Genomic DNA, 19,179 nt, shown 5'->3' with positions numbered 1-19,179 from the left:
GTCCTCAATCGGGCTGGCTCTCCAGACGGTGCCGCTGCCACTCGCTCTCGGGCTCGTTGAGCCTCAGCACCGCGTCCACCACCTGCTCCTCCATGTTGTAGCGGCAGCGGAACCCCAGGTGCTTCATCAGCGCCCGCATGGGATGGTTGTCGACCATGATCTTGCCGATCATCTCCAGGGTGCCGACGCTCCTGCAGTAGGCGATCATCTTGTTCATCAGCAGGCTGCCGATGCCGAGCCCCTGGAGGTCGTCGCGGATGATGATCGAGAACTCGGTGCGGATGTTGTCCGGGTCGTTCCATACCCGCACCACGCCCAGCATCTCCTTGCTGCCGTCGTCGCGCAGGTGCTCGGCGATAAAGGCCATCTGCCGGTCGTAGTTGATGTGGGAGAGGATCGACAGGTCGCGCTGGGTCAGGTCCGACTTGTTGTGGAAATAGCGAAAGCGGATGCTCTCCTCGGAGAGCTGAGTATGGAAACTGGTGATCAGCGGGGCATCCTCGGCGCGGATCGGCCGCACCTCCACCTCCCAGCCATTGTTGAGGGTGACCCACTCACGCAGCTCTTCCGGGTAGGGCATGATCGCGAAGCGTGCCGGGGGGGCCAGGTCCAGGGCGAAGTCCACCGCCACCATGCCGTCGCGGTTGAGCAGCAGCGGGTTGAGCTCGAGGCCGCGCAGTTCGAGCAGGTCGCTGGCCATCTGCGACAGCTTGACCAGCAGTTGGCAGAGCCGCTCGATGTCCCGGTCCGGATCGCTGGAGTGTTCGCGGATCAGGCGCGCCGCATGGGTGCGTCCGATCATGTCCTCCGCCAGGCGCATGTTGAGCGGCGGCAGCGCTACCTGGCGGTCGGCCAGGATATTGACCTTGTAGCCGCCGATGCCGAACACGATCACCGGCCCGAACACCGGGTCGCGGGTGATGCCGGCGCAGAGCTGCATCGAGTGCTTGCCGCGCTGCATCGGCTGGAGACAGTACTCGCGGATCTCGAAAGCAGGAAACTTCTCGCTCCCCTTCTCCTCGAGCCGGCGCATGCCCTCGGCGACCTGCTCCGGGGAGCCCAGGTCCTGCAGCAGGCCGGCAGAGAGCTTGTGTGGGTGCTTGCGGTAGCGGAACGGCCGGCAGTTGCCCTCGTGTACCACCTTGAGGGCCAGGGGGCCGTCGATCTCGGCCGCCGCCGCGGCCCCCTCCTCCGGCGTCTTCACGTAGCGGCCGGGCGCCACGGGGATGCCGTAGGCCTCGAGCACCTGGGCAGTCTGCGAATGGGAGAGGCACTCGCGCCCGCTGGCCCTGGCCTCTTCAATCAGCGTGCGGCAGCGCCGCCGGATCTCCGCCGTGGTGGTGAATGGCAGGCTCGGCGGGGTCTCCTGCAGCAGCGCCTGCACACGCTGGTAGTCGACCATGTGCATGAAGGCCTTCACCGCCTTCTCCGGCGAGAGATAGGTGGGGATCCCGGCCAGGTTGCACTCGTGGCGAGCCGACAGCGCCTCTTGCAGCCCCATCCAGCTGGTCAGCAGGTTGCGTCGGAAGCGCTTGCGATTGGCGATGATCGCCTGGGCCGTGGTCTTCGAGGGGGCCAATCGGGTCGGGGCATGGACCACCAGCACGGCATCGACGCCGGGGTCGGCGGCGACGATCTCCAGGGCATCCACCAGCTTCTCCGGGGTGGCATTCCCCCCCAGGTCCACCGGATTGTCGCCGGGGCGGCTCATGTCGAAGCCGCCCTCGAGCAGCGCCTGGTGGGTCTCCTCGCTGAAGGCGGCCAGCTTGCCGCCGGCGCTGACCAGCTTGTCGATGGCCAGCAGCGCCGGCCCCAGGCCGTTGGCGACGATGGCCAGGCGATCGCCGCGCAGCGGTTTCATCCGCGACAGGGTCTCCAGGGCGTCGAACAGCTCGTCGGAGTCGTTGACCCGTACCACCCCGGCCCGGGAGAAGGCGGCGTCGAATATCTGGTCGCGATTGGCGACCCCGGGCGTCGGCGGCAGGCCGGTGAGGTCGGACGCCGCGGTGCGCCCGCTCTTGATCGCCAGCACCAGACGATGCCGCGAAGCGTCACGCACCGCGGTCATGAAGTGCTGGGCATCGAGGATGCGCTCCAGGTGCAGCAGGATCGCCTGAGCGGGGGCGTACTGGTTGATGTAGTCGATCAGGTCGGGAAGCATCACGTCGACGCTGTCGCCGACGGTGATCAGGTGCGAGAAACCGATGCCGCGCCCCGCGGCCCAGTCGATCATGGCGTTGCCGAGCATGCCGGACTGGCCAAGGTAGGCGACCCGACCGGCCTTGACCGGCTGGCTGGCATAGGAGGCATTGAGCTGGCGCCCGGGCACGATCAGGCCCATGCACTCCGGTCCCAGCACGCGAATCCCCGACTCCCGGGCGGCGGCCAGCATGCGGCTGCGGATCGAGCCCCGGTCGCCGCGGTCGTCGTCCAGATGGGCACCGCCCGAGAGCACCAGGGCGGCCTTGACCCCGAAGCGACCCAGCCGGGCGATACGTCCCGGCACGGTCTCGACCGGCGAGCAGATCACCGCCAGGTCGGGTATCTCGGGCAACTGCGTGACACGCGCCACGCAGGGCTGGCCGAAGACCGTCTCGTAGCCCTTGGGGTTGACCGCCCAGAGGGTGCCGGGAAAGCCGGCCTCCTGGAGATTGCGGATCACCTGGCCGCCCAGGGAGTGGGGTTTTTCGGACGCACCGATCACCGCCAGGGTACGCGGCTCGAAGAAGTGGCGCAGGAAACGGGTGCTCAAGGCTCTCTCCCCGGGGTGTCCCCGTGACGGATGATTCCGATGGTTGGCCATTCCCCTGTGTACGACCTATTGACACTGTCGTGCAAGGGGCTGTGGCGCTTATCGTGTCACCAGTCAGCCTGGAGTTCGTGCATGATCACCGCCTATATCACCCATCCCGATTGCCACCTGCATCACATGGGGCCCGAGCACCCCGAGAGCCCCCTGCGACTGGAGGCGATTCGTGCGCGGCTGGCTCTTGCCGGGGTGCTGCAGCAGACCATGCAGTCGGACGCCCGGGAAGCCACCCGGGAGGAACTCGCCAGGGTGCACCCGCTGCGTCACCTGCAGGCGCTCGACAAGTGCGTGCCCGAACAGGGCATCGTCACCCTGGACAGTGACACCCTGATGAACCCCGACAGCCTGCAGGCCGCACGGATGGCGGCCGGCGCGGTCATCCGCGGCGTCGACCAGGTGTTCCGTGGCCAGGCCGACAACGTCTTCTGCGCGGTGCGCCCGCCGGGCCATCATGCCGAGGCCACCGATGCCATGGGCTTCTGCTTCTACAACAACGTGGCGGTGGGGGCGGCCCATGCCAGGGCGAAGTACGGCGCCCGCAAGATCGCCATTCTCGACTTCGACGTCCACCAGGGCAACGGCACCATCGACATCTTCAAGGATGATCCCGAGGTGCTGGTCTGTACCAGCTTCCAGTACCCCTTCTACCCCTGGCGCTACCTGCGCAGCGAGTGGCAGAACGTGGTCAACACCCCGCTGCCGGCCGGCACCGGCAGCGGCGCCTTCCGCCGGGCCATCGAGGACGACTGGCTGCCGGCCCTGCACGCCTTCAAGCCGGAGATCGTGCTGGTCTCGGCGGGCTTCGATGCCCACCGCGACGACCCCCTCGCCGAGCTCTGCCTCGAGGACGAGGATTTCCACTGGGTCACCCGCCTGGCGATGGAGATCGCCGCCCTCTATGCCGACAACCGACTGGTCTCGGTGCTCGAGGGCGGCTATCACCTGGACGCCCTGGGGCGCAGTGCGGAGGCCCACGTCAAGGCCCTGCTCGGCCAGCCCTTCCACGGCTGACGCCGTTTCCAGCATCGGGGAAACGTGATACGGCAGCATGGCGGATACCGGCGGCGGATCAGGCCGCCGCGAATCACGTCGCAATCGGCACCATTTCGGGTCGTTCACGCGAGGCGCGGGGCAGCCATTGTGGTAGGCTGGTGGAAACTCTGTTTCCGATAGTGAACCGACCATGACCGCCACCACCGATCAGGACGCTGCCCTGCGTATCGCCTCGGGGCGCAAGCCCTTCGTCGAGCCGCTGCGCCTGGGGGAGCGCCTCAAGGAAATCCGCCTGGCCAACCAGTGGACCCTGGAGGACGTGAGCCAGCGCACGGGCCTGGCACGCTCCACGCTGTCCAAGATCGAGAACGATCAGATCTCTCCCACCTTCACCGCCGTGCAGAAGCTGATCGGCGGGCTCGGCATCGACCTGCCCCAGCTGCTCTCGCCGCCCCGGGCCCAGACCCGCACCATGGGGCGTCGCGACCTGACCCGCCGCGGGCACGGCCAGCAGCACCCCACCCCCACCTACGAGCACGAACTGCTCAGCTGCGAACTGGCCCAGAAGCGCATGATCCCCTTCAAGACCATCGTGCGGGCGCGTAGCTTCGACGAATTCAACGAATGGGTGCGCCACGACGGCGAGGAGTTCCTGATGGTGCTCGACGGCGAGATCCTGCTCTATACCGAGTTCTACGAGCCACTCCAGCTGGTGCAGGGCGACAGCATCTACTTCGACAGCGACATGGGCCACGCCCTGGTGTCGGTCAGCGAGGAGGATGCCGTGGTGCTCTCCGTCTGCACCCGGAGCGAGAACTCTCCATGAACCACCACGTAGGCTCCTAGCGGCGGTCGCCCGGGCGCCGCGGCGGAATGGCGTCCAGGTCGAGGCGCTCGCCGGTGTTGATCGCCTGGAAGTGGCGTCCCTTGGCCCGGGCGATCAGCAGCACCCCGAAACGTTCGGCGAGCTCCACGCCCTTCTGGGTCACCCCGGAGCGCGACACCAGTACCCCGATGCCCATCTGGGCCACCTTGAGCACCATCTCCGAGGTCAGTCGACCGGTGGTGTAGAAGATATCCGCATCGGCGCTTGCCGCCTCCCCCAGCCACTGGCGTCCCGCCAGGGTGTCCACGGCGTTGTGGCGCCCCACGTCCTCGACGAAATCCAGCACCGTCTCCTGTCGGCAGAGCGCACAGCCGTGCACGGCGCCGGCGCTGCGATAGGTCTCGTTGTAGGCGCCGAGGTTCTCGAGCAGCTGGTAGAGCACCGACTGGCGCAGCCGGGTGGCCGGCAGCACATGGAGCGAGGTGGCCTCGAGCAGGCGACCGAACACCGTGCCCTGGCCGCACCCGGTGGTCACGGTGCGCTGCCCGAGACGTTCCTCGAGATCCTCGGGCAGGTGGCGCGTGACCACCGCGGCCGCCTCCACCTCCCAGTCCACGTGCACCGCCTCGAGATCTTCGCGGGCGACGAGCAGCCCCTGATTGCGCAGGTAGCCTACCACCAGCGCCTCGGGGTCCGCCCCCAGGGTCATCAGGGTGACGATCTCGCGCCTGTTGAGGTAGACGGTCAGGGCGCGCTCGGCGGCGATGGCCTGGGGACGAGCCTCGCCGAATTCGTCGAGCACCTCGATCTCCAGGGTGGCGGGCAGGCGCGCCTGGCTCAGGCTGATGTCGTGCATCCACGGCTCCTCGACAAAGCGTTGATAGATGATGATGGCATTCCCTCCGTCCAGTGTCTTTACTGAATCGACAACTTTGGCGAGAGCGGCATCCATGACCCACGTCAGCAGCCATCGAGTCCTGAGTCTCGATCTCGCGAGCGAGTCCCGGCGTGTCAAGGGCTTCAGCTCCACCCGATGGCGGATCGTCGACCTGGCCCCCGGGGATGGCGGACCCTGGGTGTTGGAACTGCAGCTGTACCTCACCGAGCGGGCCGCCTACCGTTTCAACCTCGATGCCGGCACTCCCCGGTTGTTCGTGCGCTGCGGCGAGAGCGGCTTGCCTCCCCGCCCCTCGGCGATCACGGCCAGCCAGGACGTCGCGGCCTCCTGGCTCGATGGCGAGCAGCAGGTGCTGGAAGTCGAGATGCCGCTGGCGCTCCAGGCCTGGCTGGAGGCCTATCTCGCCCGCCACGGGGAAGCGCCGGATGAAGGGCGCAAGAAGAAACGCCACGGCGCGGGCCGCGCCCGGGAGCAGCGCGCATGAACCGACTGAGTCGCTGGTCACGCCGCAAGCTGGGCGAGCAGACCGAAGACGTCGAACTGCCCGAGCCCGCAGCTACCACCGTGGAGCCGGCACCGGAGAGCCCCGGCGCCGATACGCGGCCTCCGGAAGCCGGCAGCCTGGACGCCTCCCTGCCCGATCCCGACACCCTGCCCGCCGGCAGCGACTTCACGGCATTCATGCAGCGGGGGGTCAGCGACGGCCTGCGCCGGCGCGCCCTGCGGCGGATGTTTTCCGGCGAGCGGTACGGGATCCGCGACGGCCTGGACGACTACGACGACGATTACCGGGAGCGTCTCAAGCCCCTGGCCAGTGAGCTGGCCCAGCGCCTGAGGCAGTGGACCCGCAAGCTCGACGAGAGTGAACTCGAGCCGGCAGTGGCCGACCCTGCCGGGGAGGCGGGGATCGCCGAAGGCGAGGAGCAGCGGGAGGCGATGCCCGCCCCCGACGAGGACACCGTGGATGCCCGGCGTGTTGTCGCGGCCAGCGCCGAGACCGGCACTCCGCCCGCGAAGGGGGAGGATTAGACCAAGGGTGGTCTGGCGTCATCACGAAAACCAACCAGACTGCAACATTAGCATCACCATACAATAACAAAGTATCACTGACCGTGAGGTGGCATGAACCAGCGCATCGAGATGCTGCCGGTGGACGACACCGGCAATCGTCGGGCGAGGGAGGCGACGCACCGCCAGGTTTCCTGGCCGCTCAACCTCACCCCGGCCAGCGTCGGCTATGTGAGTGAGGGGCACGCCCTGATCCTGGGCAACGAGCGGGATGCCCGTCGGGCCGCCCGAGCGCTGCAGGACCGGGGGCTGGCCTCGCTGACGCTCGCCTTCACCGAGCCCGTCGCCGAAGCCAGCGATCCGACAGCAGATGACAGCGACGACGACACCCTGCTGGCCGATACCCGGCACCTGACCTGCCAGGCCCTGAGCCGCGAGCAGGCCGCCAGCCTGCACATCGAGGGCTACCTGGGCCGCTTCTCGGCCATGATCGCCCGCGAGCAGCCGCTCAACCTGGCCCGGGCGCTGGCCGACCGCGACCACTTCGACCTGGTCCTGGATCTCGGCGAGAGACCGGTGCTGTCACTGGAGCTGCCACCGCCCGGTTATGTCGCCACGCGCTGGGCCGAGCCCGATCGTGCCCTCCGGCTCGAGGCCTTCGCCGACCTGGTGGGCGAGTTCGACAAGCCGCGCTACTTCCAGATCAACCACGACCTCTGCGCGCATGCCGCCAGCGGCAACACCGGCTGCACCCGCTGCCTCGAGGTCTGTCCGGCCGATGCCATCGCCAGCCAGCAGGGGCGCATAGCGGCCTGGATCGAGATCGACCCCTTCCGTTGCCACGGCGTCGGCAGCTGCAGCAGTGCCTGTCCCACGGGGGCCATCCAGTTCCGGTTACCGGACACCCATCGCCAGCAGGAGACCCTGCTGGCCTGGCTCGACGCCTACCGCCGTGCCGGCGGCACCCTGCCGGTGGTGCGTTTCGGCGAAGCCGAACACCTCGCCGCTGACAGCGACCCGGCCGGCCATGTCCTCGACGTCCCGCTCGCGGAGCTGGGGGCCGCGGGCCACGACCAGTGGCTGACCGCCCTGGCCGGCGGTGCCGCCGAGGTGCGCATCCAGCGCCATCCGCAGATGCCCGAACGGCTCTCCGCCTTCATCGACGACCAGCTCGCCCAGGCCCGGGCCCTGCTCGAGGCACTGGGGCACGCCCCCGAACGCGTGACCTGCCTCGACGCCGGCGACACGGCCGGCCGCGACGCCCTGCCGACGCATCCCCCCCTGGTCGAGGCGCCCCTGGCCTTCGATACCGCCGGCAAGCGCGACCGCCTGAACGTCGTGCTGACCCGACTACTCGAGTGCGGCGAGACGGATGGCAGGCGCCATGCGATGCCCGCGGGTGCCGCCTATGGCGATCTCGACGTGGACAGTGCCGCCTGCACCCTGTGCATGGCCTGCGTGGCCGGCTGTCCTACCCCGGCCCTGGCGGCCGGAACCGACAGTCCGCAGCTGAGCTTCCGCGAGGCCGACTGCGTGCAGTGCGGGCTCTGTGCCGAGGCCTGCCCGGAGGATGCCATCACCCTGCTGCCCGGCTTCCTGGCCGACCCGGCCCGGGACCAGCGCCGGGTGTGCCACGAGGAGGAGGCCTTCCACTGCATCCGTTGCGGCAAGCCCTTCGCCACCGCCAGCACCATCGCCACGATCAAGGCCAAGCTCGCCGACCACCCGTATTTCGCCGGCGATGCCCTGGCCCGGCTGGAGATGTGCGAGGACTGTCGCGTAAGGGACGTATGGCACGAACTGGCGCGGAATCCCGAATCGCAACTGAAGGTGTGAGCCAATGACCGATACTGTCACGCCCCGGGTGGCCCCCGAACTCGACGAGTTCCATGCCCTGCGGGCCGATGTCTACCGGCTGCTGGCACGCCTGCTGCGCGAGCCACCGGATACCGCGCTGCTCGACTGGCTCGCCGGGCTGGAGGTCGAGGACGACGGCAGCGCCCTCGCCAGCCCCTGGCGCGAGCTCATCGCCTCGGCAGGCGACGCCTCCATCGAAGAGCTGACCCGCGCCCATTTCCGCCATCTCGTCGGCGTCATCCAGGGGGAGGTGACGCCCTACGCCTCCTGGTACCGCAACGGCGAACTGCTGGACGAGGCCCTGGTGGCCCTGCGCCGGGACCTCAAGGTGCTGGGATTCGAGCGCAGCGAGCGGACCCGCGACCCGGAAGACCACCTGGCCGCACTCTGCGAAGTGATGGCCCTGCTCATCGAGGCCCGCTCCCCCGCCGAGGCGCGGTTCTTCATGGCGCACCTGGCGCCCTGGGCCGCGCACTGCCTGGCCGACCTGGCCGCGGTCGCATCGCCCTTCTATTCCCGACTCGGCCGGCTCGGCCGGGCCTTCATCGACAAGGAAGAGGCGCTGCTCGCCGGTGAGGCAGCGCAGGACCCCGTCAGGCTCGTCGAGCCCTGATGCCTGGAGAGAGCACCCGACGACATCATCGCAAGAGCGCCCATGGACATGACAACAACGCCAACTCAAGGCCACGGCATGATCGAGGAGACTCCCATGAACAAGACTCGCAACCCGCAGCGCCGCCGCTTCCTCAAGACCCTCGGGGTCGGCACCGCCGCCGCCGGGGCAGCGGCCGCCGTCGGTCACGTCACCCTGGCCCAGGCCGAGACCGCCGACGAACCGCTGGCCGACACCTCCCGCCACTACCGGGAGACCGACCATATCCGTGCCTTCTACGCCACCCTGCGGGACTGACGGCTCGACAGCCAGGAGATCACAGCCATGCGTCTGACTCGTAAAAGTGATGCCCCGAAGGCTGCCGGACTGGGCATCTCCCGCCGCCAGTTCCTCAAGCGCAGCGGGGCCACCGGCGGCCTGGCCGCCGCCGGCTTCATGGGCGCCCCGATGATGCGCCGCACCGAGGCCGCCAACAAGACGCCGGTACTCGACTCGCCGGTGGAGACCAAGCGCACCATCTGTTCACACTGCTCGGTGGGCTGTGGCGTCTACGCCGAGGTCCAGGAGGGCATCTGGACCCGGCAGGAGCCCGCCTTCGACCACCCCATCAACCGCGGCGCCCACTGTGCCAAGGGCGCCTCGTTGCGTCAGCACGGCCATTCCAGCCGCCGCCTCAAGTACCCCATGAAGCTGGTCGGCGGCGAGTGGCAGCGCCTGAGCTGGGACGACGCCATCGAGGAGATCGGCGACAAGGTGCTGGCCCTGACCGAGGAACACGGGCCCGACAGCGTCTACTGGCTGGGGTCGGCCAAGTTCAGCAACGAACAGGCCTACCTGATGCGCAAGTTCGCCGCCCTGGCCGGCACCAACAACACCGATCACCAGGCGCGCATCTGCCACTCCACCACCGTGGCGGGGGTGGCCAACACCTGGGGCTACGGGGCGATGACCAACTCGCTCAACGACATTCAGAACAGCAAGGCGATCATGTTCATCGGCTCCAACCCCTGCGAGGCTCATCCGGTGGCCATGCAGCACATCCTGCTGGCCAAGGAGCGCAGCCAGGCCCAGATCATCGTCGTCGACCCGCGCTTCACCCGCACGGCGGCCAAGGCCGACAGTTACGTGCGCCTTCGCCCCGGCTCCGACGTGGCCTTCATCTGGGGCCTGCTGTGGCACATCTTCGAGAATGGCTGGGAGGATCGGGAGTACATCGACCAGCGCGTCTATGCCATGGACGAGGTGCGTGAAGAGGTGGCGGCCTTCCCCCCCTCCGAGGTGGAGCGCATCACCGGCGTCCCCGAGGGCGTGATGCACGACACCGCTCGGCGCCTGGCCGAGAACCGGCCGGGCTGCATCGTCTGGTGCATGGGCGGTACCCAGCACACCACCGGCAACAACAATACCCGGGCCTACTGCATCCTCGAGCTGGCGCTGGGCAATATCGGCGTCTCCGGTGGCGGCGCCAACATCTTCCGTGGCCACGACAACGTCCAGGGCGCCACCGACCTGGGGCTGATGTCTCACTCCCTGCCCGGCTACTACGGCCTGGCCGAGGGCGCCTGGGCACACTGGGCCCGTGTCTGGGACCTCGACCTCGACTGGCTCAAGGGCCGCTTCGACCAGATCGAGTACGCCGATGGCCAGCCGATGTACACCAACGGCATCACGGTGTCGCGCTGGGTCGACGGGGTGCTCGAGAAGGAGGAGGCCATCTCCCAGCGTACCCGGCTCAAGGCGATGTTCTACTGGGGGCATGCGGTCAACTCCCAGACCCGTGGCCCCGAGATGCAGAAGGCCATGCAGCAGCTCGAGATGATGGTCATCGTCGACCCCTACCCCACCGTGGCCGGGGTGATGCATGGCCGCAGCGACGGTGTCTACCTGCTGCCGGCGGCCACCCAGTTCGAGACCACCGGCAGCGTGACCGCCACCAACCGTGCCCTCCAGTGGCGCGACAGGGTGATCGAGCCGCTGTTCGAGTCCAAGCCGGACCACGAGATCATGTACCTGCTGGCCCGCAAACTGGGCTTCGCCGACGAGCTGTTCAAGCATATCGAGGTCAACGGCACCGAGCCGCTCATCGAGGACATCACCCGCGAGTTCAACCGCGGCATGTGGACCGTGGGCTACACCGGCCAGAGCCCGGAGCGCCTCAAGGCCCACCAGCAGAACTGGCACACCTTCAGCTTCCATACCCTGCAGGCCGAGGGCGGTCCCGCCGATGGCGACTACTATGGCCTGCCGTGGCCCTGCTGGGGCACCGCCGAGATGGGCCACCCCGGCACGCCGATCCTCTATGACACCAGCAAGAAGGTCTCCGAAGGCGGCCTGACCTTCCGCGCCCGCTTCGGCATCGAACGCAACGGCGAGAACATCCTGGCCGACGGCGTGTTCAGCCAGGGCTCCGAGCTCAACGACGGCTATCCCGAATTCACCGACGTCATGCTCAAGGACCTCGGCTGGTGGGATGACCTCAGCGAGGAGGAACAGGCGGAAGCGGATGGCAGGAACTGGAAGACCGACCTCTCCGGCGGCATCCAGCGGGTGGCCATCGCCCACGAGTGCGCCCCCTTCGGCAATGCCAAGGCGCGTTGCAACGTCTGGACCTTCCCCGACCCCATCCCCAAGCACCGCGAGCCGCTCTACACCAGCCGCCGCGACCTGGTCGCCGACTATCCCACCTGGGACGACGTGGCCTCGCACTACCGGCTGCCGACCCTCTACAAGAGCATCCAGGACAACGACAACTCGGATCGCTACCCGATCATCCTGACCTCCGGGCGCCTGGTGGAGTTCGAGGGGGGCGGCGAGGAGACGCGCTCCATGTCCTGGCTCGCCGAACTGCAGCAGGAGATGTTCGTCGAGATCAACCCGGCGCTGGCCAACGACCTGGCGGTGGCCGACGGCGACGACGTCTGGGTCGAGGGCGCCGAGGGTGGGCGCGTGCGGGTCAAGGCCCTGGTCACGCCCCGGGTGGCCCGCGAAGTGGTGTTCATGCCCTTCCACTTCGGTGGCATGTTCCAGGGCGAGAGCCTGCATGACCGCTACCCGGAAGGCTCCGCGCCCTATGTGCTCGGCGAGGCGGCCAACACCGCCACCACCTACGGCTATGACTCGGTGACGCAGATGCAGGAAACCAAGTGCACCCTGTGTCGTATCGAGAAGGCCAGCTGAGGAGAACAACATGGCCACTATGAAGTTCATGTGCGACGCCGAACGCTGCATCGAGTGCAACGGTTGCGTCACCGCCTGCAAGAACGCCAACGACGTCGAATGGGGCATCCAGCGCCGCCGGGTGGTCACCCTCGACGACGGCGAACCCACCGAGGTGTCGATCTCGGTGGCCTGCATGCACTGCGACGATGCGCCCTGCATCGCCGTCTGTCCTACCGAGACGCTGTATCAGCGCGATGACGGCATCGTGCTGCACGACAAGGACCTGTGCATCGGCTGCGGCTACTGCCTCTACGCCTGTCCCTTCGGTGCGCCCCAGTTCCCGCAGCAGAACGCCTTCGGCGAGCGCGGCAAGATGGACAAGTGCACCTTCTGCGCCGGCGGCCCGGCGGAAACCAAGGAGGAGGAATACCAGAAATACGGCGCCAACCGTATCGACGAGGGCAAGCTGCCGCTATGCGCCGAGATGTGCTCCACCAAGGCGCTGCTCGCCGGCGATGCCCAGACGATTGCCGACATCTTCCGCCAGCGGGTGGTCCAGCGCGGACACCCGGACGGCGCCTGGTCGGGCAACCCCCGCGCCGACACCGACAACCTCGCCTATGACGCCACCCGCCAGGGGTAAGGAGGCTGCATGTACATTTCCAATGCATGGCCTGGGTTCTGGCGGGTGGCGGTCTTCACCCTGGCGCTGCTGGTCGGCCTGGGGGTCGCCCAGCCGGTGCTGGCCCAGGCGGACCCCGCGGGCGAGGCGGCTACCGCCGTGCCGGCGCTTGATGCCGACACCTGGCGCCTGGTACGCAGTGGCGAGACCGGGGCCAACTTCCGCGACAGCCGGGCCGGCTCCAACTACAACCTGGTCAATGCCAGCGGCGAGCGCTGGCGGCAGCTGCGCAACCGCTGGGTCTCGCCCTTCGGGCTGATCGCCATCGGCGGCATGATCGTGGTGATCGCGCTCTTCTACCTGGTCATCGGCCGCAAGGACCTCAGCGAACCGCGCACGGGGCGCAAGCTGTTGCGCTGGCCGCTGGTCGTCCGTGCGATCCACTGGACGGTGGCGAGCCTGTTCATCGTGCTCGCGCTGACCGGGCTCAACCTGCTCTACGGCAAGTTCGTCTTCCGGTCGCTGTTCGGTGACGGCTTCTGGGCGGCGATGATGTCGGGCACCAAGCTGATCCACAACTATCTGGGGCCGCTGTTCGGCATCCTGCTGATCGTGCTGCTGGCCCGGGTGCTGAAACACAACTGGCCGAAGAAGCACGACCTGGCGTGGTTCAAGAAGGGAGGCGGCATGGTCGGCAAGACACATGTCGATGCCGGCTTCGCCAACGGTGGCGAGAAGGTCTGGTTCTGGCTGCTGGCCACGGCGGGCATCGTGGTGATCGCCAGCGGTTTCGTGCTCGACTTCCCCAACTACGGCCAGGGCCGCGACACCATGCAGTGGGCCAACCTCATCCACGCCGTGGGCGCGCTGGGCCTGACCGCCGTGGCACTGGGCCACATCTACATCGGCACCATCGGCACCGAGGGGGCCCTGGAGGGGATGACCACCGGCTATGTGGACGAGACCTGGGCCAGGGATCACCACAACCTCTGGTATGAGGAGGTCAAGGACGAGGCGATTCCCGAGGAGCAGCTCGCCGCCGGTGGCAAGCCCTCCGGCGGCGGCGAGGAACCGACGCCCCGCTCGGGATGATTCGGCCTCATCGCGATGCTTCGACACCGCCCCCGGGCGGTGTCTTTTGTTATGCTGGCGGCACTCACGAACCCTTCACGACAGGCAGGGAGATACCCCATGCAGCATCTCGACGATGCCACCCGTACCGAACTCGAGGCGGCAGCCTTCCGCCGCCTGCTCAGGCACCTCGACGAGCACAAGGAGGTGCAGAACATCGAGCTGATGATCCTGGCCGACTTCTGCCGCAACTGCCTCTCGAAGTGGCTGGTGGCCGCCGCCGAGGAGCGCGGTGCCGAGCTCGACTATGACGCCGCCCGCGACTACGTCTACGGCATGCCCTACGCGGAGTGGAAGGAGAAGTATCAAGCCCCGGCCACCCCGGAACAACTCGCCGCCCTCGAGGCTCGGCAACAGCAGAAGAAGGGACAGGCATGAGCGACGATCGCGACGGTTTCGTCCCGCTGAAGGTCGCGGTTCTCACGGTCTCCGATACCCGCACCGACGAGACCGACCGCAGCGGCCAGGCCCTGGTCGAGCGCCTCACCGGCGCCGGCCATCGGCTGGCCGACAAGCAGATCGTCATCGACGACGTCTACCGCATCCGCGCCGTGGTGGCGGGCTGGATCGCCGACCCCGGGGTGCAGGTGATCCTGACCACCGGCGGCACCGGCTTCACCGGCCGCGACTCGACACCCGAGGCGATCTCGGTGCTGCTCGACAAGCAGATCGAGGGCTTCGGCGAGCTCTTCCGCCACCTCTCCTGGCAGGAGATCGGCAGCTCCACCATCCAGAGCCGCTGCCTCGGGGGGCTGGCCAACGCCACCGTGGTGTTCTGCCTGCCCGGCTCCACCGGCGCCTGCCGCACCGCCTGGGACGGCATCCTCGCCGAGCAGCTCGACAGCCGCCATAAACCCTGTAACTTCGCCAACCTGGTCATCCCCGAGCGAGGCCAGCATGGTTGAGATCACCGACAGCCGTCACAAGCCCTGTAACTCTCCGCGAGGCCAGCATGGTTGATGATGACGCCATGGCAGGCGATGACCGTTCGATTCAGGTGCCGAGGCCGCACCTATGGGGTCTGACCCCGTGCTCGACTGGAGCCACCGACATGGCCTTCCTCGGCAACCTCGACGTCCCGGGGGTCAGACCCCATAGGCACCGCCAGCGTTGGCGACCCGTCGACACCTTGCACCATCGGGCGAGTCGGGTACTGACCGAGCGAGGCCAGCATGGCTGAGCTGAAGCCCGTCGAGGCGGCGCTGGCGGCCCTGCTCGACGGGGTCGTGCCCACGGCGGCCGAGACCCTGGCCGTGGAGTCGGCCGCGGGCCGGGTGCTGGCCGAGACGGTCACCGCCCGCCTCGACGTTCCCGGCTTCGACAACAGCGCCATGGACGGCTATGCCCTGCGCCACGAGGATGCCGGGGCCTGGCTGCCGATCAGCCAGCGCATCGCCGCCGGAACGCCGGCCGCACCACTGGCACCGGGCAGCTGTGCGCGCATCTTCACCGGCGGCGAGCTCCCCCCCGGGGCCGACTGCGTGGTGATGCAGGAGCGTGTCGAGGTGGATGGCGACCGGGCCCGCATGCCCGAGGGGCTGCCCGCCGGCGACAATGTCCGCCGCCGCGGCCGCGACGTCCGGGCCGGCACCCCACTGCTACCCGCCGGTGAGCGGCTCGAGGCCGCCGCACTCGGCCATCTCGCCGGCCAGGGCATCACCGAGGTGGCGGTGCGCCGTCGCCCCCGGGTGGCCCTGCTCTCCACCGGTGACGAGATCGTCGACCCCGGCCAACCGCTGGCGCCGGGCCAGCTCTACAACTCCAACCGGCCGATGCTCAGGCGCCTGCTCGAGCGCTTCGGCGCCGAGGTGGTGTGGGCCGCCTCGGTGCCCGACAGCCGCGAAGCTACCCTGCAGATGCTCCAGGAGGCGGCCCAGCGGGCCGAGGTGGTGGTCACCACCGGCGGGGTCAGCGTCGGCGAGGAGGATCATGTCAAGGCGGCGCTGCAGGCCCTGGGCCGGCTCGACCTCTGGCGCCTGGCCATTCGCCCGGGCAAGCCCCTGGCGCTGGGCCGGCTGCCCAGGCCGGCCGGCCGCGAGGCCCACTTCATCGGCCTGCCCGGCAACCCGGTGTCGGGGTTCGTCGGCGCCTGGCTCTTCCTGCGCCCGCTGATCGGTGCCCTGCTGGCGTGCCCGGCCCTGGAGGCCCTGCCCCGCCTCGCCGCCCGGGCCGACTTCGCGACCACCACCGGCCCGCGTCGTCACTATATGCGCGTGGCACTCGAATTCGGCGAGGAAGGGATTGTGGCGAAGGCGTTTCGTGACCAGAACTCGGCGGTGCTGTCGTCCTGCGTCGGGGCCGATGCCCTGGCGGTGGTGCCCGCCGAGTCGCGGATCGAACCGGGGGACGGCATCGACTGCCTGTGGCTCAGGGTCGATTGAGCCGGGTCAGGGGACAGGAACCTCGAGTGCGTCGATGACCGCGGGCCACAGCCGGGCGAAGTCGGACGCCAGGTTGGCGTAATCCGCCTCGAGCCAGGGCACCAGGTCGGCGAGGCGGTTGGGACCGGAAAGCCGCTGGCCGATGCCGCGGATGGCGCGGCAGGTGAAGGCGAAGTCGGCATAGCCATGCAGCCAGTCCTGCTCCACCAGCACCGGCATCAGGGTGGCCAGGCGGGCCGGCGCCGGACGGCTCGCCAGCAGGCGATAGCTGCGCGCGACCAGCGCCGATTCCGTCACGTCGAGCCCGAGGTCGCGGGCGATGAAGTGATCCCAGACCAGGTCGAGGGCGATGGCGGCATAGCGCCGCTGGGCCCTCGGTACCCGTTCCCGCACCCCCTGGACGACCGGGTGGGAATCGACGAAGGCGTCCACCCGGCGGTGATGGCGAATGCCGGCGGCGATCCCGTCGGGCCAGCCGGAGAGGTCCGGCCCCTTGACGCCGTCGGCGATCAGGTTGCCGAACAGGAAGTCGTCGCTGCCGCCACGGGCCAGCCAGGCATGGGCCAGGAAATTCATCTCAGGGGCCGTTCACAGGCAGTGGGTCGGCTTGGGCAGGCCCGCCAGGCGGGCCGCCACCTTGGCCGGGCTGCCGGGAAAGAGCCGCATCAAGTGGATCGAGCGCCCCTTCTCGGGGCCAAGCGCCTGCCCCACCGCCTTGACCAGGGGCCGCATGGCCGGCGCCATCTCGAAGCGCTCGTAGAAGCCCCGCAGCACCTCGATCACTTCCCAGTGCTCGTCGGTCAGTGACAGCCCCTCCTCTTCCGCCAGGGCGAACGCCACCGCCGGCGACCAATCGGCGAGGTCGACCAGGTACCCCTCGGGATCCAGGCCGATCCGCTCACCCTCCACCTCCACCACGCGTGCGATTGCCGTCGTTGCCATCAGTACCAGCTCACCGTGCGTTCGGCTTCCTCGGTCAGGGCCACGAAGCCATCCACGTCGACCACCTGCACAGACGCCTCACAGCGCCCCTCGAGACCGCGTGCCACCAGGTCCTCGCGCAGCGCGAACAGCCGCCCCTGCAAGCCGTCGAAGTAGCGCACCAGTTGGGGCAGTGCCCCCTGGACCCCGTCCTCGATCAGCAGCAATCGATCCTCCGGGGCCATGGACACCAGCGCCTGCTGGTAGACCCGGCTGGTGGCCGGGGAGCGATTCAGAATGTGCAGCAGCATGCGGGGATCCTCGGTACAGCGGATGGCATCGCCGGGAGCGCGGTCAGAAGGTCAGCACCAGGCGGTGGGCTCCCGGCTGGGCGGCGATGGCCTCGGCGGACAGCAGGCGCACGGGGAGCATCAGGTCCGCCGCGGTGAGACCAAAGCGCTCGAGGGCGGCCTCTTCCACCAGCAGCGTCTCGATATCATACATCGCCAGCATCTCCAGGGTCGCGCTGGTGCCCTTCTGGCCGAGGGGACCGACCTGCTGGTCCCGGAGCAAGGCGGTCACGCCCTCGCCCATGAACAGCAGCGAGACCCCGCGGCCGAAGGCGGCCGCGACCAGGGCCGCATCGAGCCCCTCGCGCAGCCAGTTCGTGCCGTGGGAACCGTGACGCAGGATCACCAGCAGGTCGGACGGGGATGGCGCGCTCATGGTCACTTCCTCGACTCGGTAGGGGCTCAGGGGCCGAAGGTGACCAGGCGGTCACAGCTCAGCCCGAGGTCGACCAGCTGGCCCAGTCCGGTCAGCTCGAAGGGGGCCTCGACGCTGTGGCCCTGCTTGCCATGACGCGCCGCCTCGCGCGGGTCGAGCAGCCCGCGGCGCAGGGCAGCGGCGATGCAGACCTGCAGCGCGGTGCCGTGCTCGGTGCTCAGCGCCACCCAGGCATCGACCAGATGGGGCTCGTCCTGGGGAGGGGCGGCCAGCCGGGCCGCGTTGTGCACGCCGTCATGGTAGAAGAACACCGTCTCGAGGCGGTGCCCCCTGTCCACCAGGGCGCGGGCGAAACGCAGCGCGGAGTGGGAGGCCTGGCAGCTGTACGGGGCGCCCAGCAGCAGGATGGCATAGCGCATGGAGGGTCTCCGGAAACGGTCTGGCCCCACCGGGAGGCGGGGCCAGCAGGATCCAGCCGAGCGGGAATCAGTCGCTGCTCATGATGCCGAGCAGGGACAGCAGGCTGACGAACAGGTTGTAGATCGACACATAGAGCGTGATGGTGGCGAGGATGTAGTTGGTCTCGCCCGCCCGGTGCACGATCTCGCTGGTCTGGTAGAGAATCGCCGCCGAAGCGAACAGCACGAAGCCGGCGGAGACCATCAGCATCAGGGTCGGGATCTGGAACACCAGCCCCGCCACCATGGCCAGGATCAGCACGATGGCACCGGCCAGCAGGAAGTTGCCCAGGAAGCTGAAGTCCTTCTTGGTCACCAGCGCCACGGCGGAGAGGCCGATGAAGGTCAGGCCGGTCATCGCCAGGGCGTTCATGATCAGCGCCGCGCCGTTGGGCAGGGCCAGATAGGCGCTGAGGATCGGCCCCAGGGTGAAGCCCATGAAGCCGGTGAAGGCGAAGGTGGAGAGCAGCCCCATCGCCGAGTTGGCGGTCTTGTGTACCAGGAACATCAGGCCGTAGGCGCCGATGAGGAACACCAGGATGTTCATCCGCTCGATGCCCATGGCCATGGCGGCACCGGCAGTCACAGCGGAGAACAGCAGTGTCATGGCCAACAGGCCGTAGGTGTTGCGCAGCACCTTGCTGGTGCTGATCGCCTGTGTCTGCTGCTGCGTCAGCTGAGTGTCTTGGTAAGCCATCGATCCAGAACTCCCTGAGTGTTGTTGATCTGGGCACGCGACCTAGCATGCCCACTCGACGTTCCCGGCGCAAGCCCTTG

21 protein-coding genes are annotated in these 19,179 nt (G+C 68.5%); 13 read left to right on the top strand and 8 right to left on the bottom strand.

Annotation, left to right across the window (positions count from 1 at the left end; translation table 11 throughout):
* Positions 1 to 4 precede the first annotated feature (4 nt).
* Positions 5 to 2,752 (bottom strand): bifunctional acetate--CoA ligase family protein/GNAT family N-acetyltransferase, encoded by a 2,748-nt coding sequence (locus tag MKP05_RS06750; protein WP_240567613.1) that lies wholly within the window; start codon positions 2,750 to 2,752, stop codon positions 5 to 7.
* A 132-nt stretch (positions 2,753 to 2,884) separates the two neighbouring features.
* Between MKP05_RS06750 and MKP05_RS06745 the strand changes: the two genes are divergently transcribed.
* Positions 2,885 to 3,820 (top strand): histone deacetylase family protein, encoded by a 936-nt coding sequence (locus tag MKP05_RS06745; RefSeq protein WP_240567612.1) that lies wholly within the window; start codon positions 2,885 to 2,887, stop codon positions 3,818 to 3,820.
* A gap of 172 nt (positions 3,821 to 3,992) precedes the next feature.
* Positions 3,993 to 4,628: a helix-turn-helix domain-containing protein gene (locus MKP05_RS06740; RefSeq protein ID WP_110285137.1), complete on the top strand. Its 636-nt coding sequence runs from the start codon at positions 3,993 to 3,995 to the stop codon at positions 4,626 to 4,628.
* A gap of 16 nt (positions 4,629 to 4,644) precedes the next feature.
* Here MKP05_RS06740 and MKP05_RS06735 read toward each other — a convergent pair whose 3' ends face one another.
* Entirely contained in the window at positions 4,645 to 5,484 is an 840-nt protein-coding gene (locus MKP05_RS06735; RefSeq protein ID WP_240567610.1) for a formate dehydrogenase accessory sulfurtransferase FdhD, read from the bottom strand.
* Between the two features lie 94 nt (positions 5,485 to 5,578).
* On the opposite strand from MKP05_RS06735, the gene MKP05_RS06730 reads away from it, so the two are divergent.
* From MKP05_RS06730 to MKP05_RS06680, 11 genes are all read left to right on the top strand, one after another.
* Positions 5,579 to 6,010: a DUF3305 domain-containing protein gene (locus tag MKP05_RS06730; protein WP_110285135.1), complete on the top strand. Its 432-nt coding sequence runs from the start codon at positions 5,579 to 5,581 to the stop codon at positions 6,008 to 6,010.
* A complete protein-coding gene (locus MKP05_RS06725) occupies positions 6,007 to 6,555 on the top strand; it encodes a DUF3306 domain-containing protein (RefSeq protein ID WP_240567609.1) in 549 nt (182 codons plus the stop codon). Before MKP05_RS06730 ends, MKP05_RS06725 begins: the two co-directional genes overlap by 4 nt.
* Positions 6,556 to 6,648: 93 nt before the next feature.
* Positions 6,649 to 8,370 (top strand): 4Fe-4S binding protein, encoded by a 1,722-nt coding sequence (locus MKP05_RS06720; protein WP_240567607.1) that lies wholly within the window; start codon positions 6,649 to 6,651, stop codon positions 8,368 to 8,370.
* A gap of 4 nt (positions 8,371 to 8,374) precedes the next feature.
* The gene (locus tag MKP05_RS06715; protein ID WP_240567605.1) at positions 8,375 to 9,004 is read left to right on the top strand and encodes a TorD/DmsD family molecular chaperone; all 630 of its coding nucleotides are present in this window, start codon (positions 8,375 to 8,377) and stop codon (positions 9,002 to 9,004) included.
* Between the two features lie 96 nt (positions 9,005 to 9,100).
* A complete protein-coding gene (locus tag MKP05_RS06710) occupies positions 9,101 to 9,301 on the top strand; it encodes a twin-arginine translocation signal domain-containing protein (protein ID WP_240567603.1) in 201 nt (66 codons plus the stop codon).
* 27 nt (positions 9,302 to 9,328) lie between these two features.
* Positions 9,329 to 12,181, top strand: a complete 2,853-nt coding sequence (locus MKP05_RS06705; protein WP_240567602.1) for a formate dehydrogenase subunit alpha — start codon at positions 9,329 to 9,331, stop codon at positions 12,179 to 12,181.
* A 10-nt stretch (positions 12,182 to 12,191) separates the two neighbouring features.
* Complete coding sequence (gene fdh3B / locus MKP05_RS06700) at positions 12,192 to 12,806, top strand: formate dehydrogenase FDH3 subunit beta (RefSeq protein ID WP_110285129.1); 615 nt, start codon at positions 12,192 to 12,194, stop codon at positions 12,804 to 12,806.
* A 9-nt stretch (positions 12,807 to 12,815) separates the two neighbouring features.
* A complete protein-coding gene (locus MKP05_RS06695; RefSeq protein WP_240567601.1) occupies positions 12,816 to 13,877 on the top strand; it encodes a formate dehydrogenase subunit gamma in 1,062 nt (353 codons plus the stop codon).
* A gap of 99 nt (positions 13,878 to 13,976) precedes the next feature.
* Positions 13,977 to 14,294, top strand: a complete 318-nt coding sequence (locus MKP05_RS06690) for a DUF1244 domain-containing protein (RefSeq protein ID WP_240567599.1) — start codon at positions 13,977 to 13,979, stop codon at positions 14,292 to 14,294.
* Positions 14,291 to 14,821: a molybdenum cofactor biosynthesis protein B gene (gene moaB / locus MKP05_RS06685; protein WP_240567597.1), complete on the top strand. Its 531-nt coding sequence runs from the start codon at positions 14,291 to 14,293 to the stop codon at positions 14,819 to 14,821. Before MKP05_RS06690 ends, moaB begins: the two co-directional genes overlap by 4 nt.
* 267 nt (positions 14,822 to 15,088) lie before the next feature.
* Positions 15,089 to 16,297, top strand: a complete 1,209-nt coding sequence (locus MKP05_RS06680; RefSeq protein WP_240567595.1) for a molybdopterin molybdotransferase MoeA — start codon at positions 15,089 to 15,091, stop codon at positions 16,295 to 16,297.
* A gap of 6 nt (positions 16,298 to 16,303) precedes the next feature.
* Here MKP05_RS06680 and MKP05_RS06675 read toward each other — a convergent pair whose 3' ends face one another.
* The 6 genes from MKP05_RS06675 to MKP05_RS06650 all read right to left on the bottom strand — a co-directional run bounded on the left by MKP05_RS06675 (position 16,304) and on the right by MKP05_RS06650 (position 19,099).
* Positions 16,304 to 16,873 (bottom strand): acyl carrier protein phosphodiesterase, encoded by a 570-nt coding sequence (locus tag MKP05_RS06675; protein ID WP_240567593.1) that lies wholly within the window; start codon positions 16,871 to 16,873, stop codon positions 16,304 to 16,306.
* A 12-nt stretch (positions 16,874 to 16,885) separates the two neighbouring features.
* Entirely contained in the window at positions 16,886 to 17,239 is a 354-nt protein-coding gene (locus MKP05_RS06670; protein WP_240567592.1) for a TusE/DsrC/DsvC family sulfur relay protein, read from the bottom strand.
* Positions 17,239 to 17,529: a sulfurtransferase complex subunit TusB gene (tusB, locus tag MKP05_RS06665; protein ID WP_110285121.1), complete on the bottom strand. Its 291-nt coding sequence runs from the start codon at positions 17,527 to 17,529 to the stop codon at positions 17,239 to 17,241. Before tusB ends, MKP05_RS06670 begins: the two co-directional genes overlap by 1 nt.
* A gap of 43 nt (positions 17,530 to 17,572) precedes the next feature.
* Positions 17,573 to 17,944, bottom strand: coding sequence for a DsrE family protein (locus MKP05_RS06660; RefSeq protein ID WP_240567591.1), 372 nt, complete (start codon positions 17,942 to 17,944; stop codon positions 17,573 to 17,575).
* 26 nt (positions 17,945 to 17,970) lie between these two features.
* Positions 17,971 to 18,363 (bottom strand): sulfurtransferase complex subunit TusD, encoded by a 393-nt coding sequence (tusD, locus tag MKP05_RS06655; protein WP_240567590.1) that lies wholly within the window; start codon positions 18,361 to 18,363, stop codon positions 17,971 to 17,973.
* Between the two features lie 67 nt (positions 18,364 to 18,430).
* Positions 18,431 to 19,099, bottom strand: coding sequence for a Bax inhibitor-1/YccA family protein (locus MKP05_RS06650; RefSeq protein ID WP_110285118.1), 669 nt, complete (start codon positions 19,097 to 19,099; stop codon positions 18,431 to 18,433).
* Positions 19,100 to 19,179: the final 80 nt, after the last annotated feature.

Origin of the sequence: Halomonas flagellata, from assembly GCF_022487945.1 — a bacterium.
Lineage (GTDB): Bacteria > Pseudomonadota > Gammaproteobacteria > Pseudomonadales > Halomonadaceae > Halomonas > Halomonas flagellata.
The sequence above is the reverse complement of the archived record's forward strand: the minus strand, read 5'-3'. Positions and strand labels throughout refer to the sequence as shown.

Bases quoted from the DNA above. Each gene is read 5' to 3' on its own strand.
- MKP05_RS06740 (WP_110285137.1), top strand. From the start codon at position 3,993: ATGACCGCCACCACCGATCAGGACGCTGCCCTGCGTATCGCCTCGGGG.
- MKP05_RS06680 (WP_240567595.1), top strand. From the start codon at position 15,089: ATGGCTGAGCTGAAGCCCGTCGAGGCGGCGCTGGCGGCCCTGCTCGAC.
- MKP05_RS06695 (WP_240567601.1), top strand. From the start codon at position 12,816: ATGTACATTTCCAATGCATGGCCTGGGTTCTGGCGGGTGGCGGTCTTC.
- MKP05_RS06690 (WP_240567599.1), top strand. From the start codon at position 13,977: ATGCAGCATCTCGACGATGCCACCCGTACCGAACTCGAGGCGGCAGCC.
- MKP05_RS06710 (WP_240567603.1), top strand. From the start codon at position 9,101: ATGAACAAGACTCGCAACCCGCAGCGCCGCCGCTTCCTCAAGACCCTC.
- MKP05_RS06650 (WP_110285118.1), bottom strand. From the start codon at position 19,099: ATGGCTTACCAAGACACTCAGCTGACGCAGCAGCAGACACAGGCGATC.
- MKP05_RS06715 (WP_240567605.1), top strand. From the start codon at position 8,375: ATGACCGATACTGTCACGCCCCGGGTGGCCCCCGAACTCGACGAGTTC.
- MKP05_RS06705 (WP_240567602.1), top strand. From the start codon at position 9,329: ATGCGTCTGACTCGTAAAAGTGATGCCCCGAAGGCTGCCGGACTGGGC.
- MKP05_RS06735 (WP_240567610.1), bottom strand. From the start codon at position 5,484: ATGCACGACATCAGCCTGAGCCAGGCGCGCCTGCCCGCCACCCTGGAG.
- MKP05_RS06675 (WP_240567593.1), bottom strand. From the start codon at position 16,873: ATGAATTTCCTGGCCCATGCCTGGCTGGCCCGTGGCGGCAGCGACGAC.
- tusD (WP_240567590.1), bottom strand. From the start codon at position 18,363: ATGCGCTATGCCATCCTGCTGCTGGGCGCCCCGTACAGCTGCCAGGCC.
- MKP05_RS06660 (WP_240567591.1), bottom strand. From the start codon at position 17,944: ATGAGCGCGCCATCCCCGTCCGACCTGCTGGTGATCCTGCGTCACGGT.
- tusB (WP_110285121.1), bottom strand. From the start codon at position 17,529: ATGCTGCTGCACATTCTGAATCGCTCCCCGGCCACCAGCCGGGTCTAC.
- fdh3B (WP_110285129.1), top strand. From the start codon at position 12,192: ATGGCCACTATGAAGTTCATGTGCGACGCCGAACGCTGCATCGAGTGC.
- MKP05_RS06730 (WP_110285135.1), top strand. From the start codon at position 5,579: ATGACCCACGTCAGCAGCCATCGAGTCCTGAGTCTCGATCTCGCGAGC.
- MKP05_RS06720 (WP_240567607.1), top strand. From the start codon at position 6,649: ATGAACCAGCGCATCGAGATGCTGCCGGTGGACGACACCGGCAATCGT.
- MKP05_RS06670 (WP_240567592.1), bottom strand. From the start codon at position 17,239: ATGGCAACGACGGCAATCGCACGCGTGGTGGAGGTGGAGGGTGAGCGG.
- MKP05_RS06745 (WP_240567612.1), top strand. From the start codon at position 2,885: ATGATCACCGCCTATATCACCCATCCCGATTGCCACCTGCATCACATG.
- MKP05_RS06725 (WP_240567609.1), top strand. From the start codon at position 6,007: ATGAACCGACTGAGTCGCTGGTCACGCCGCAAGCTGGGCGAGCAGACC.
- moaB (WP_240567597.1), top strand. From the start codon at position 14,291: ATGAGCGACGATCGCGACGGTTTCGTCCCGCTGAAGGTCGCGGTTCTC.